The organism is Parabacteroides sp. AM17-47, assembly GCF_003434625.1.
GTDB classification, from domain to species: domain Bacteria; phylum Bacteroidota; class Bacteroidia; order Bacteroidales; family Tannerellaceae; genus Parabacteroides; species Parabacteroides distasonis.
Map to the genome: position 1 here is coordinate 1 of NZ_QTLI01000028.1, position 14,102 is coordinate 14,102.

At 43.9% G+C, this 14,102-nt stretch carries 14 protein-coding genes; 1 reads left to right on the forward strand and 13 read right to left on the reverse strand.

The annotated features are described in order from the left end of the window. Positions 1 to 340: 340 nt before the first annotated feature. The 10 genes from DW205_RS19225 to DW205_RS19270 all read right to left on the reverse strand — a co-directional run bounded on the left by DW205_RS19225 (position 341) and on the right by DW205_RS19270 (position 10,902). Positions 341 to 1,273 (reverse strand): site-specific integrase, encoded by a 933-nt coding sequence (locus tag DW205_RS19225; RefSeq protein WP_005857356.1) that lies wholly within the window; start codon positions 1,271 to 1,273, stop codon positions 341 to 343. 107 nt (positions 1,274 to 1,380) lie between these two features. Then, positions 1,381 to 2,850: a M56 family metallopeptidase gene (locus DW205_RS19230; RefSeq protein WP_005862761.1), complete on the reverse strand. Its 1,470-nt coding sequence runs from the start codon at positions 2,848 to 2,850 to the stop codon at positions 1,381 to 1,383. A gap of 8 nt (positions 2,851 to 2,858) precedes the next feature. Then, entirely contained in the window at positions 2,859 to 3,224 is a 366-nt protein-coding gene (locus tag DW205_RS19235; RefSeq protein WP_005862764.1) for a BlaI/MecI/CopY family transcriptional regulator, read from the reverse strand. A 160-nt stretch (positions 3,225 to 3,384) separates the two neighbouring features. Then, complete coding sequence (locus DW205_RS19240) at positions 3,385 to 3,840, reverse strand: hypothetical protein (RefSeq protein ID WP_005857362.1); 456 nt, start codon at positions 3,838 to 3,840, stop codon at positions 3,385 to 3,387. A gap of 54 nt (positions 3,841 to 3,894) precedes the next feature. Next, on the reverse strand, positions 3,895 to 5,715 hold the full coding sequence (locus DW205_RS19245) for a V-type ATP synthase subunit I (protein ID WP_005862765.1): 1,821 nt from the start codon (positions 5,713 to 5,715) through the stop codon (positions 3,895 to 3,897). Next, a complete protein-coding gene (locus tag DW205_RS19250; RefSeq protein ID WP_005857366.1) occupies positions 5,712 to 6,335 on the reverse strand; it encodes a V-type ATP synthase subunit D in 624 nt (207 codons plus the stop codon). Before DW205_RS19250 ends, DW205_RS19245 begins: the two co-directional genes overlap by 4 nt. Positions 6,336 to 6,346: 11 nt before the next feature. Beyond that, a complete protein-coding gene (locus tag DW205_RS19255; protein WP_005857368.1) occupies positions 6,347 to 7,663 on the reverse strand; it encodes a V-type ATP synthase subunit B in 1,317 nt (438 codons plus the stop codon). A gap of 7 nt (positions 7,664 to 7,670) precedes the next feature. Beyond that, positions 7,671 to 9,428, reverse strand: a complete 1,758-nt coding sequence (locus DW205_RS19260) for a V-type ATP synthase subunit A (RefSeq protein WP_057328316.1) — start codon at positions 9,426 to 9,428, stop codon at positions 7,671 to 7,673. A 3-nt stretch (positions 9,429 to 9,431) separates the two neighbouring features. Continuing rightward, on the reverse strand, positions 9,432 to 10,310 hold the full coding sequence (locus DW205_RS19265; RefSeq protein ID WP_005862767.1) for a DUF2764 domain-containing protein: 879 nt from the start codon (positions 10,308 to 10,310) through the stop codon (positions 9,432 to 9,434). Between the two features lies 1 nt (position 10,311). Further along, positions 10,312 to 10,902 carry a hypothetical protein gene (locus tag DW205_RS19270; RefSeq protein ID WP_005857375.1) on the reverse strand — a complete coding sequence of 197 codons (591 nt, stop codon included), beginning with the start codon at positions 10,900 to 10,902 and terminating at the stop codon, positions 10,312 to 10,314. Between the two features lie 196 nt (positions 10,903 to 11,098). On the opposite strand from DW205_RS19270, the gene DW205_RS19275 reads away from it, so the two are divergent. Next, positions 11,099 to 11,605 carry a GNAT family N-acetyltransferase gene (locus DW205_RS19275; protein ID WP_005862768.1) on the forward strand — a complete coding sequence of 169 codons (507 nt, stop codon included), beginning with the start codon at positions 11,099 to 11,101 and terminating at the stop codon, positions 11,603 to 11,605. A gap of 51 nt (positions 11,606 to 11,656) precedes the next feature. Here the strand turns inward: DW205_RS19275 and DW205_RS22380 are convergent, their stop codons facing one another. Genes DW205_RS22380 through DW205_RS19285 form a run of 3 tightly spaced genes read right to left on the reverse strand, consistent with a single transcriptional unit; the run spans position 11,657 to position 14,016 of the window. Continuing rightward, positions 11,657 to 11,809 carry a hypothetical protein gene (locus tag DW205_RS22380; protein WP_005857379.1) on the reverse strand — a complete coding sequence of 51 codons (153 nt, stop codon included), beginning with the start codon at positions 11,807 to 11,809 and terminating at the stop codon, positions 11,657 to 11,659. A 33-nt stretch (positions 11,810 to 11,842) separates the two neighbouring features. Beyond that, positions 11,843 to 12,757 carry a DMT family transporter gene (locus tag DW205_RS19280; RefSeq protein ID WP_005857381.1) on the reverse strand — a complete coding sequence of 305 codons (915 nt, stop codon included), beginning with the start codon at positions 12,755 to 12,757 and terminating at the stop codon, positions 11,843 to 11,845. A 32-nt stretch (positions 12,758 to 12,789) separates the two neighbouring features. Further along, entirely contained in the window at positions 12,790 to 14,016 is a 1,227-nt protein-coding gene (locus tag DW205_RS19285) for an MFS transporter (RefSeq protein WP_005862769.1), read from the reverse strand. Positions 14,017 to 14,102 lie beyond the last annotated feature (86 nt).

The following is a 14,102-nucleotide window of genomic DNA, read 5'->3' on the forward strand; positions in this document are numbered from 1 at the left end:
AAGGTAGGAGAATGGTTATTACCCAGTTGTAGAGACGGAGCACGCTCCGTCTCCCACCGTCTGGGAGTAATTTTAAATACCATTTTGAAGGGATGAGACGGGGCACGCCCCATCTCTACAGGGATACACACAGATTATGAGACATGGCGGAATGATACCGAAAACAAGGAGTCGTTTCGCCCGCATCACCGTGTCTATACGTCTAGGAAAAAATGGAAAAATCAAAGAATAGAGAGGGTCAAACACCAATAATGAACAAACAAGCGGATCTATTCGCTTGTTTTTAGCTATTTTTTATTACATTTGCGCCGTGAAAGAATACGCTACTCTCCAAGTAGCCTCACCCCGCTTGAGATTCATAATTATAGACACCGCCAAAGCAGGCGCTATTAACCTCCGTCATTTTCCCTAAAGAGAAACTCCTTAAATAAATTTGTGTTGTCTTGATCGATTTATGCCCCAATAGTTCGCTGATCATTTCAATCGGGACATTTTGTTCTTTTAATGTCATGGCAAAAGAATGGCGAATCGTATAAGAGGTGACATCCGAGGTAATTCCCGCAAATTCTTTCAACGCTTTTAAATTCCGGTTAAATCGAAATAGTGCCGCATTGTATTCGAGGTATTCCTCACGCCCCTCTCTGGTGCCACTCAGAAAGGGAAATAAATATCCGGAATCTCGCACTTTCTCTCCTGACAATTCCTTATACATTGTCTCGGCTGTCTCCAAGATCTCCAGTCTCATCGGTGTCCCGGTCTTCTGACGGTTGTAATCTAATATACCGTTTTTGATATTACCGGTCTTCAAGTGGGCAAAGTCAACGAAAGACATACCCCCAAACAGAAACATCAAGCAAAGCGCCAACTGTGTCTTTCTCTGTTTCCCATCCTCCACCGGGACTGTCATCAGACGGTGTAAATCCTCGATAGGCAAGGACTTCTTACGCTTACTTTCCACACCCGTAAAAATCCCCTTGAATAAAGTGGGAATAAATTCCGCCTTACCGTTCTCCACCGCCTTGTTATAGATACAACGCAAACGCCGCATATAAGTGGAAATCGTATTGCGCATACAGCCGTTCTCCAATAAATAAGCCTCGTACCGGCGAAGATTATCCTTATTAATAGCCGAGTAAGCTATACAGTCGGTTCCGCTATACCTTATAAAGGAGTTTAATGCGTCTTGATAACTCTTAGCCGAGGAATATCGCTTTTCTCGATTCAACTGGGCTATATACTCCCTCATACCTTCTACAAATCCTTTCTCATCCATATCCCTATTTTAAATACTGTTTTGTAAATGAATGAACAAATGTATTTAAAAAGAGATCCCCTTTACCCTATCTCACGAATGAGAATAGTAAAGGGGGAAGACTAAAGTTATTTCTTCAATTTTATCTCGATAACACCATTACGACCTTTCTCTCCAAATTTAGCGATCGCCTCGTTTCCTTTGTACACATTCATAGACGCAATATGATCGGGATTCAAATTGTCCATCCTCTCTTTAGATGATTCCACTCCATCGATGTAAACAATACCGGAGAAAGAGGATTTTACCTTTGAAGCCTCCTTAACAGCCTTCTCATTGATATCTATGGCTTTCATGGCCTCCTCTATGGTTCGGTTGATCTCCGGTTGGATCTTCTCCATTTCGGCGGCAATAGTCTCATCTATCTTGGCTGCCTCTATCGCCGCTTGCACAGCCTTGTCGATCTCAACTTGGTGTTTCGCCATTTCCGCAGAAACGATCTCGTCGATATTCGCCGCTTTCACAGCCTCTTCGACCGCCTTGTCAATCTCCGGCTGGTATTTCTCCATCACGGCCGAGACCTTTTCCTGTATCGCTTGCATATCTTTTTCAGAAACGACCGAATCCCTCGCGAGGGTCTCAACCTCTACATTTCTTTTAGGCTCTTTTTTTTCCTGAACCGGAATAATTTCGCTAATTTTGACACTCGAAATCTTCTCCAATTCGTGAGAGATTTCCGGACGGGCAAAGGCTACCACCGTTAAGGCTGCCAACGGGAGTACATACAGATACTTCAACCGTGCCCATGGACTTGATTTTTGTTTTAACATCATAGCTATTCGCTTTTTAAGTGAACTGTGATTAAAGCTGTTGGCCATAGAAGTGAAGCGCTGTGCACCAACAGCTTTTTTGATTAATAATAATTGATATCTTTTTGCGTCGACGCCTTGATTTAATACGCTCTCGTCGGCCTCGTATTCATGGATATTTTGTAATTCCTGCCTCAACAACCAGACAGATGGGTTGAACCAATGGAACAGGATACAAATCTCGGAGATCAGCAGATCAATGGAATGACGGGCTTTTATATGCGCCATCTCATGCGTCATGATCTCTATCCCACTTTCCTCAAAATCCTTCCGGCTTATTACGATCGTTCGCATCCAACTAAACGGGACGACTGGTTGGTCCGTAAGAATCAGATGGATTCCGTCCACCAGCTTCGGTGTACCTTGTCTCATCAACCGAAACAAGGCATAAAATGAATATGCGAATTGACAAAGCGTTAATATCCCTCCGATTATATAGGCTATCACCATAACTCGTAACCATACAGGTTGGCTAGCGGATTCTGCCGACGTTCTCATGGAAACCGCCGCTAGCAAATTCTCCAAATCCATGACCGGACGCTGAATGGCCGTCGCTTCCTCCAAAGTAATCTCACAAAATGGGATGATAACCGAAAGCATGATCAAGCTTAATAAAGCGATCCGGTTGAAACGATGGAAGGTATCACGGCTCAACAATAGCTTATAAAACAGATAAAATATCGTCAAGCACACGGATGATTTAAGGATATATACAAAGAAGATTCCCATATTCGTTCTTATTTACGATTCCCTTGTTCTACATCATCTATTAGTTTTCGTAGATCATCCACAGAGATATCCTCTTCCTTGATCAGCGTAGAGACAACCCCCAGATAAGAATTATTGAAATACTTAGCGATCACATTTTTCAGCGTGCCGTTGCTATACTCCTTTTCTGTTAAGACCGCATAATATTGATAGCTATTCCCGAAATTCTTATGGGTGAGGAAACCTTTCTCCTCCAAGCCTCGGACAATCGTAGAAAGGGTATTGAAATGAGGTTTAGGCTCCTCGTAATATTCAAGTAACTCTTTCACGAACAATGGGCCTTTCTGCCAGAACCAGCCCATGATTTCTTCTTCTTTCGCCGTAAGTCGTTTCATAACCTTATCTTGTTTGCGACAAAGTAACTAAAACTTTTAGTTACCAAACTAATTCGTATAGTTAATAAACTAAAAGAGATAGTTTATTCATTGATCCAATCAAAAAAGCCGCCCCGGGAATGTCCGGGACGGCCTTTATTATATCCAGATGTTTGAATGATTAGGCGACAGGAATCGTTCCGCCAATCAAGATCACAACCAATAAGGCCAAGATAGCGTATAACTCAGGGAATACGGCCATTACCATCGTAGCACCGAATACGTTGTGTCCGGCACCAACACCAGCGATACCATTCGCGCAAACTTGAGCTTGGCGGATTGAAGAGTAAAAACCAGCGAAACCTAACACTAAACCAGCGCCGAAAACAGCCGTAGCGGCCAACATGGAAATATCAGCGACCAAGAACTTCTGCATCATAAAGTAGCCCACGAATCCATACAAACCCTGTGAAGAAGGCAACGCACTTAAAGCGATGTACGTACCCAGAGCATCCGGATTTTTCTTCATCGCACCTACCACCGCATTACCTGCGATCGTAACACCATAACTACTGCCGATAAAAGTTAAACCTGTCATCAACGCAATACCTACATAAGCTAATAAAATTGGTTCCATAATAAAATGTGTTTTTAAATTATTCTTTTATTGTTTTATTTTCTCGTTTAATTGTTATGCTTTTCTGAATGGCTCATAAGCCTTACCTCCACCTTCGAACTCTGCGTTCTTGTAATATTCCACGAAGATCAAACGAAGCGGGTGTACCAAGGAGCTGATCGTACAAAGAGCGATATTGATGGAGTGACCCACTAACAAGATCAACAACATACAGATCGCACGTGCCACGATATTCATACCGTCTGTCATCGTAACCGCCAACGTATTAAATACGCCACCCAAGATGGAACCGGTCAGACCGATAGCGAACAAACGAATGTATGATAACGTATCCCCCAGCAATCCGGAGGCCATATTGTACGTGTTCCAAAGTCCGGTACCAAAGTTCAAGAATACGTTCTTGCCCGGTGTATTGTACAAATAAGCGACAACCAGACCCAAGATGGCGATTCCGTAACATACCATAACGACAGCGTTCGGCAAGTGAACGTTTAACATCGGAAGTCCGAACGCCAATGCCAAGGATATGATCACGAACACCCAAGCGAACGGAGCGATACTGTGTTTCGTTCCTTTCTGTATCTTGATCTTGTAAGCAGCGACACATTTACCGAATATGATCTGTACCAAACCGATGACAATAGAGAATGTCATCAAGTTGTCGCTATTCACAAAGTAGTTCTTGATCTTTGACAAAGCCGGGATATCCGCCAAGGCCACTCCGAAGAAAGATCCCGTACAAGTACCCACCAATAAGGCGGCGAAACCTAAATACTGGAACAAGGTCAAATAAGGCTTGAAGTCCGGGTTCACCTTCTTCTTCAAGATCGTACAAGCGATCATGACCAGCAAACCGTATCCGCCATCGCCGAAACAAAGTCCGAAGAACAGCATAAAGAACGGGGCGAACAACGGGGTCGGATCAAGTTCTCCGTAATTAGGCAAGGAGAACATCTTCGTGATAGGCTCGTACAGCTTACTGAATTTATTATTCCGTAACTTGATAGGCACCTTATCCCCATCCTCGATCTCTAATTGCTGGAAGAAATAACCTTGCTTATCCAGCTCGTGCTCCAAGGCCGGAGCGTTTTCCGTCGGCACCCAACCTTCCAACAACATGAGCTTATCACCCGCTTGCCGATCTGTCTGCACTAACGCATTAGAAAGATTAAACTCGTCCTGCAGGTTCTTATCGAATTCCTCCAACGTTTTATAATCCTCCACGGCACGATGTTTCAGCTCATCCTCCACATTCTGGATATCCTTGGTACGTTGATCCAGACGGGCACGCAACTTCGCCAATCCTTGAACCGGCATCTTCGGACGTTCAGCGTCTATATCGATCAAGGTACCTTCCTTGGTAATCGTGATAAAATACGTTACCGATTGGAAGTTATTGATCAGAATGGCGTTATACAGCACACCCCATTCCGGCTCGTACTTAGCGGTAGGACAGGTAAAGAACGTAACATCGTATCCCGCTCTTTTCAGACGGTTGATATTCTGATAACTGAACTCACCCCATATTTCCATATAAGCCAGATCCTTCTCGATCGATTGCTTGGAAGCGATCAATTGCGCTTTCTTATCTTGCAATTCCTCTATCTTACGCACCAACTTCAAGCCTTCCTCTTTCGTCAACTCACGGGCCGGGGCAAACTTAACGTCTTTCTCCGCCGCATGGAGGTTCTTAAAGTAACGCATCAGCGTATTGATCTGTTTACGCTCAGCCAGAAGCTCTTGCAACTTCTCGTCATCCATCACGGAGTTTGTCTCCTTGATATGGACGACACCTAAGTCACGAAGCGTAGAAAGGAACGTATCATACTCCTTATGGTACACCATAAAGGCATATTTACTCATCTTTACTATCATACCTCGGCCTCCTCTTTTTCTTCTTTTGCCTTACGTTTCTCCTGATTGGCTCTCATGATCTTCTGTGAGGACTTAGAAAGACTCTCCTCGTCTTCCATAAACCGTTTCACCTTACGGATCGCATCCTTATAACCCGGAATCTGTACCTTCTCAAACAGGTTCACCTTCTGAGTGGTCTTTTTCCTAGCATGCTCCAACAACTCCAGCTTCATGCCCGAGAACTCCGCCTCGATACCGGTACGAGCCAGCTTTTTCAGCAACTCGATACCATCCGTATACCATGCGGGGGCATTAAAGAGACTATAGTGTCCGATCTCGAACTTGATCTCGTCCAATAACGGGACGATCACGCCGGCGATCTTCTTCGTGGAGAGCGTAACGTCCTTCACGGAGATCAGCTCCGGATTGAACTCGTTCCACAAAGCCACCATATTCTCATAACTCTGAATCTCTCGTTCTAGCTGAAGTTCCAATTTATTCACTTCGTCCTTGGTCCGCTTCACCTCGATACGCAGAGCGCTCTCCTTGCTCTTGATCGTAGGCAGGGAGCGTTCACGCATCTTCAGTTGCTTTTCCAATTGCTGAAGAGAGGTTTTATTATATTGAAACTTTATTGCCATGTTTATTTAATTTACTTCCAGTACTTATCAACCAATCCTTGTTTGATATTTACCTCCTCCGGGCTGAAATATCTAGCGAACAATCCCCAAGCTACGTCCAGCATCTCCGTCGTATCCAAGTTTACGTCGATAGCCAACAGCTTAGAAGAATAATCCTTGGCGAAAGACAAGGTACGGTTGTCGTAGTCGGTCAAGTCGAAACCGTTCTCCAGCTTGGTCTTAGCGTTGGCGGCATCGGCATACAAGCGTACGGCGGCGTTCATTACCTGTGGATGATCCTCACGGGTCTTCTTTCCGGTTACCAGCTGTTTCAAACGAGACAAGCTTCGGAACGGATCGACGATGACCTTACCCACATCGCTATCACGACGCAAATACAACTGACCTTCCGTGATATAACCCGTATTATCAGGTACGGCATGCGTGATATCACCACCGGATAAGGTCGTTACGGCGATAATCGTGATGGAACCTCCCGCCGGGAATTGAACGGCTTTCTCGTAAATCTTCGCCAAATCCGAATACAAGGAACCCGGCATAGAGTCCTTAGACGGGATCTGGTCCATACGGTTTGATACGATCGCCAAGGCATCGGCGTAGTTGGTCATATCGGTAAGCAATACCAAGACCTTCTCGTTCTTCTCCACGGCGAAATACTCAGCGGCGCTCAACGCCATATCCGGGATCAAGATACGCTCTACGGACGGGTCCTCGGTCGTGTTGATAAAACTAACGATACGGTCTAGGGCACCGGCGTTACTAAATGTATTCTTAAAGAACAGGTAGTCGTCGTTCGTCATACCCATACCTCCCAAGATAATCTTATCGGACTTTGCACGCAAGGCTACCATCGCCATAACTTGGTTGAAAGGCTGGTCGGGGTCGGCGAAGAACGGGATCTTCTGACCGGTTACCAAGGTATTATTCAAGTCGATACCGGCGATACCCGTAGCGATTAATTCAGAGGGTTGTTTACGACGTACCGGGTTCACGGACGGACCACCGATCTCGACCTCACGTCCCTCGGGGATCGGGCCGCCATCGATAGGCTCGCCATAAGCGTTGAAGAAACGTCCGGCTAACTGGTCACCTACTTTCAAGGAAGGGGCCTTCCCCATGAATACCACCTCGGCATTCGTACGGATACCTTCCGTTCCAGAGAATACCTGCAACGTCACCTCGTCGCCGATAATCTTTACCACCTGAGCCAGCTTTCCGTCTACAGAGGCCAACTCATCATACCCAACTCCCGTTGCTTTCAGCGAACAGGTAGCTTTTGTGATCTGGGTAATCTTCGTATATATTTTTTGAAATGCTTTTGTTGCCATAACTCTTTTAATTTTCGATTCTCTCCTTCAAAAGTTCATCCAGTTCCGTATTAAACTTCTTGAATTGGTCACTCTCATATTCCGAATAGTTCATCTGCTTAAAGATGTTGATCATCTTCTTAAAGTAGTCCATAACCTCTAGGAAGGTATCAAACTTAAACTCTGAACGGCAAACATTCACGACTCTATCCAGCATGAATTCCTGACGTTGCAACGGAGTAACCGCATCGATGGCATCGAAAGCATCCTGTTGCAAGATCACGAAGTCGATCAACTCGGACTTCCAGAATGTAACGTGATACTCGACAGGCACACCATCATCACCCAAGATATTGATTTGCTCGGAGATCTCCTTACCACGCAACATACGGGTCTTGATCTCGTTTACTTTCTCGATCCATTCCGGGGAGATATGTTTAGCGATGTATTCCTGAAACTCCGGATACTCGATATACTTGGAATAACTCTCGATCGGGTTTACGGCCGGATAACGTTTACGGTCGGCACGCTCCTGCTCCAAGGCATAGAAACAACGGGCCACCTTCTTCGTATTCTCGGTCACCGGCTCCTTCAAGTTACCACCGGCCGGCGATACCGTACCGATGAAAGTGACGGAACCTGTAGCGTTGTTTTTCAAATGGACGAATCCCGCACGAGCGTAGAAGTTCGCCACGATAGCGGACAAGTCCATCGGGAAGGCATCCGGTCCGGGCAACTCCTCCAAACGGTTGGACATCTCACGCAAAGCCTGTGCCCAGCGGGAAGTAGAGTCGGCCATCAACAGAACCTTCAAGCCCATGCTGCGATAATACTCGGCGATGGTCATCGCCGTATATACGGATGCCTCACGAGCGGCTACCGGCATGTTGGATGTATTGGCGATAATGATCGTACGTTCCATCAATTTACGTCCCGTATGCGGGTCTACCAATTCCGGAAACTCCGTAAAGACCTCCACTACTTCATTCGCACGCTCACCGCAGGCAGCGATAATCACGATATCCGCTTCCGCTTGTTTAGAGATAGCGTGCTGAAGCACCGTCTTACCCGTACCGAACGGACCGGGGATAAATCCGGTACCACCCTCAACGATCGGGTTCACGGTATCGATCGTACGAACGCCCGTCTCCAGCAATTTGAATGGACGGGGCTTTTCCTTATAACAAGTGATGGCTTTCTTTACCGGCCATTTCTGGATCATCGTCACGTTTACGTCCGTGCCATTTTCGTCCGTAAGGACAGCCATCGTATCATTGATGGTATATTGTCCGGCTGGAACCACCGATTTCACAGTATAAGATCCCTCGAACTTAAAGGGGACCATAATCTTATGAGGTTGGAAATTCTCGTCCACCTCTCCCAGCCAATCACCGGCGCTCACGGTATCGCCCGCTTTAGCCAGAGGCTTGAAGTCCCACTTCTTATCATTGTCCAACGCAAACGTATAATCGCCACGTTTCAAGAATACACCTTCCATCTTGTCCAAGTCATTCTGCAAACCGTCATAGTTGCGGGACAACATACCCGGACCCAGCGTAACTTCCAACATATGCCCTTGGAATTCAGCCTCGTCACCGACACGCATACCACGTGTGCTCTCAAATACTTGTACAAAGGCATTCTTACCTATCACCTTGATTACTTCCGACATCAGCTTCACGCCTCCGACAGAAATGTAACAGATCTCATTCTGAGAAACCGGACCATCCACCTCTACGGTTACTAGGTTGGATACGATTCCTTTTACAATTCCTTTCGTAGCCATAATTTATTTTATATTGTTTCTTTTAAATTCTTCCAACGCATTCTCACTACCCATCTTCATGGCGCCTACCAATTCACGGAAAGTCTTCTCGCCTCTCGCCTTATCCAAGGTTACCCAGCGCTCTATCATCTCCAATTTCAATAAATAAGCGAATACACTCTCTATGTCGAACGTCTTGAAGAAGGTATTATCGTCCAGCCATTTCCATTTCAAAAGATCGATTTTCTTCTCACGAACGATCAGATCGGTCTCTTCGGCGATGCGTTGTAACTCGGGCAAATATTCCACGGAATCGCCCAAGCCGAAATCACGGGCGTTCGACGTACGGATATTTTCCGCTATCTCATTATGCCCCACGATATAATTGGCCTTATCAAATCCATATTTACGGCAAGTGATCGCAGTAAGAACATTGTTGATATTCAAGTTAAGCTCGAACCAATCGGCCACGAACTTATTCCCACATTTCATGGCATATTCATAATATAACGCAGCCAAGCGGTCTTCCCATGATATATATTCTTTCTCACTTTTGGTGTCCTTAGCCTCTTCGGCTAGATACAGTTTAAAAAAGTCCACGAAATAAGGCGGGAGATTATCATTTTTGGGAATTTTTTCCTCATCCTTCAACGCTTTATATAAAGTATTGAACTCATCATACGTTATTCTTCCTCTTTGATCCGGATCGGAGTCCGGTCTTTTAGCGTGAGCCAGCAGATTTATATTATCATATTTCAAATAAAATAAATCAATCAGCTTTTTATCCTTAGAAGATAGCATATCCTCTATTTCCGTCCGGAACTCACAGACCGAATAGGCTAGTTTACTATCATCCAACGCTATGTTAGGAAGTCCGGAGATTAAGTAGTAATACTTACTCATATCAGAACAGCATTTCTACTAATTGCGGACGCAAGAACTCTTTAAAGAACTCGATGAACTCGTCTTCGCCAAACGTCACTTTATAAGACCCATCCGCCGGGATAATAGAGAAAGACGCTTTCTTTCCGCTTACCTTCTCGATCTTATACCCTTTCTCTAGCAAGCCTTTGGCATTGGCCTCAAAATACGCCTTCAAGCCATCGGAATCAGAAGCTTGGATAGTCAAGAACTCATTAGCGGGCCAGCTTTTCACAAGCTCAAGGATCACTTTCTGCATATAGGCGGGATCCATCAACGCCGCTTTCACATTCGAACTAGCGATATCACCAGTGATAAGGTTTGTCACCTCGCTCTTTAATGCCTCGACAGACTGGGTGGCGAACAATTTCAATTCGGCTTCCGTATTCTTCTTCAACTCGGCAGCTTGTTTCTCAGCAGCCGCTACGATACGTTTCGCTTCCGCTTCCGCATCTTTAAGAATCGTATCCTTTTGAGCATTGGCCTCGGCGATTATACGCCCCGCTTCTTCGTTCCCCTTCTCTACACCTTCCTTGTAGATCTTGTCTGTTAGTTCCTGAATCTTTGTATCCATTTCCTATTATGTATTTGAATTGTATTTTTCAATAGTAAACGCCCACAAAGTTATTATTTTTCGCGGATTAACATCAAAATAAGTGTGAAATCAAGCTAAAAAATAACACTAGTCAAGTAAAATTCTATTTACATTCGTCTATATTGTATTTTTGTTCGTCTATTTGTATCTTTGTGAGTCAAAATACAAAATTAACATGTTTACGATTAGAAAAGCGACTATTGATGATCGTTCTCTTATTCATGATCTTGCCTCACGCATTTGGGAGAACACGTATGGAAAGATACTTTCTAAAGAGCAATTGGATTATATGTTCGATATGATGTACGCTCCGGATAACATTCTTAAACAAATGGAAGAGTTACATCATCAATATTTTATTATATTGGCGGACGATATGCCGGCAGGCTATTTATCCATAGAGAAAACAGGTGAAAACACGTACAATTTTCAAAAGATCTATTCCCTACCGGAAATGCATGGCACGGGAATCGGGCGTTTTATCATCGAACAAGGTATTAATTATTTGAAGGAGGTACATACCGGGCCTTTCACTATAGAATTATACGTAAACCGTTACAATCCCGCCATAGGCTTCTACAGACATATGGGATTACGGGAAATAGGCACACGGGACCATCATATAGGAAACGGCTATTTCATGAACGATTATATCATGAGCATGGAAGTGGAGAATAAATAGACAGTCATCCCCTATTCATATATTTATATATAGAATAGGGGATGATGATTGTCAACGGGTCTTCCCTCTTTTCGGATTACGAGGTTTCTCTAGGATTCGTACACTACTAACTTTTACAGAGTAAATAACAGCGATCCTATCATTCTTCGGATTCTCAATCGCAAGTTGAGAGTTCCAGATTTTCTTTTCTTGTTTTTTATCCATAACGCTACAATTTAATAGTTCATATTTAATAAGTCAAACCTTGACTGTCTTTTTCTCTTTTCCTTCCGCTATCTCAACCAGATAAACCCCGGCGCAAATACAGATAATGGCGAACGTCTGTGTCCAACTGAAACGGTCTTGCCCGATCAATAGGGATGTAATCGTTGCCACGATCAAGATCAGATAGCCATAAATAGCCACCAACGTAGTTTTCAAATACTTCAATCCGATAGGAATCAACAGATAACTAATTACCGTAGGGAAAATAAGCACAAACATCAATACGGCAAAAGGCCACCAATGAAATGGCTCCGAGAATAAAGGAGCATGAAAGCCCTCTATCGGCAAAATCAATAGACTGGAAAAAGCGGCGCCCGTGAATGTATATCGAAGCATCGTCATCGTCCCTACTTTTTGTAAGATCCGCTGGCTTAATACCAGATACACGGCATAAAACACGGAGCTAGCCAGACATAGCATATTTCCATTAAAAGCGTCCGCCGCTAAATCGTCGCTTTGCTGGGTCAAGATGCAAACCAAGGCCCCAGATAAACCAATCAAGATACCGAGTATTTTCATCCAAGTAGCCTTTTCCTTATAAAAGAATACCATAATCAAAAATACCCAGATCGGTTGCAAGCTCGTGAAAATAGAACTCGAGACCGGCGTTGTCTTGCTAAGCCCCACTAAATAAAGAAACATAAAACCATAGATACCGATAGCGCCTAGTAAGAATAGCCACACCTTATCTTTCGTCGTAGAAACCTCCGGTTTCATAAACCAGCCGATCACCCAAAACGCCACGGCCGCAAACACGCATCGGAAAGAAGCGCCCGTCAACGGGCTCATCCATAAGGGAAGCAAGTATTTCAAGGCGTTCATATTCAATCCACTGAAAGTTTTTGAGACCACCATGCTAATATTAGCTTCTGTTTTCTTATTTTTCACTGTCTATCATTTTTTAGTTTTATATTCGTAAATCAAATTTTATCGTTGAAAAGGAACGAGTCTCGTTTTACATAAGCCCAGATCGTAGCGACCAGCGCAATACAGAGGTTAAAAATAAACGCGAATTGCTGGCTCTTGACATGGAGTATAGACTGGAAGAAATCGATAATAAACGGACAAAGTAATATCGCCAAATAATTCATCGCCATCACGAAAGCTAATGCCAATGTAACTTTCTCAGGAATGGCCGTACGAGTCGTTTTATCATAAGCGATTGGCTGGATAACACCATATCCAAAACCGATAAAAATACATCCCAATCCAATTAGCCATTCCGTACGAGATATCAAAATCAAGGCTATCCCTAAAGCGATCGCCAATAGACTGACAAATTTTGTCTTTTGCTTAAATAAATCAACGATCTGATTCAAGATAAAACCGGGAGCCATAATAGCCAAGAAAAACAATGAAATCATTAATCCGGAATTACCGCTTGTAAACTTATATTCCTTCATTAAAAACGGTAAGTTAAAGCTGACTATAATCACTAAATACGTAGCCAATCCATAAAAACACATGATTTGTACCAGATGCTTTATATCCACACCATATTTACCCGGAACCGTGACGGGATCTGCCGCAACAGGGGCTTTCACTTCTGATTTCGATACGATCGCCGGCTCATTCTCCATACTCCTTTTCAAGTATACGGAAAGTACGATGGAAATCAAGGGTAATAGATAAACGGCAAACGGTAAATGCCAATTCACCTCCGCCAGATATCCCGTTAAGATCGTGGCTAATACCAACGTTACATTTGTAATAGCAGAACTTAAACCAAATTGCTTCGTCCGGTATTTCCCGATAAAGAAACGAGAAATCAAACCGGTCGATAAGGGTACGATCAAGCCAGATCCGATTCCCATTAAGGCGCTCACCGCTATCAACTGCCACATCTTATTAGAGAGTAAGTATAGAATACCACTTAGGGCAAAGATCACCAAGCCTAATTGCAATAGACGTATCTCATTTACTTTCTCCGTTAATTTACCCGACAATATAATAAATGGAATTATCAATAACGATGGCAAAGAGGAAAGCATCTGAATATCCAGTTCCGTAGAATGAGGAAAAATAACGGAAAGTTTCCCTAATATCGGAGAAACCGCTAAACCCGGTAATGCATTTAAAGCGGAGATAGACCATATCCCTACCAGAGTTATAAGGGGAATTGTGCCCCGGCCTGTCTGTATTCTCATAAAGATTTAGTTTTACGTTTTTATCTAATCAAAACAAACATTTTATGTGAAAGTTCATCATTTTCGTTCTTTCCAAGAGGACTGGA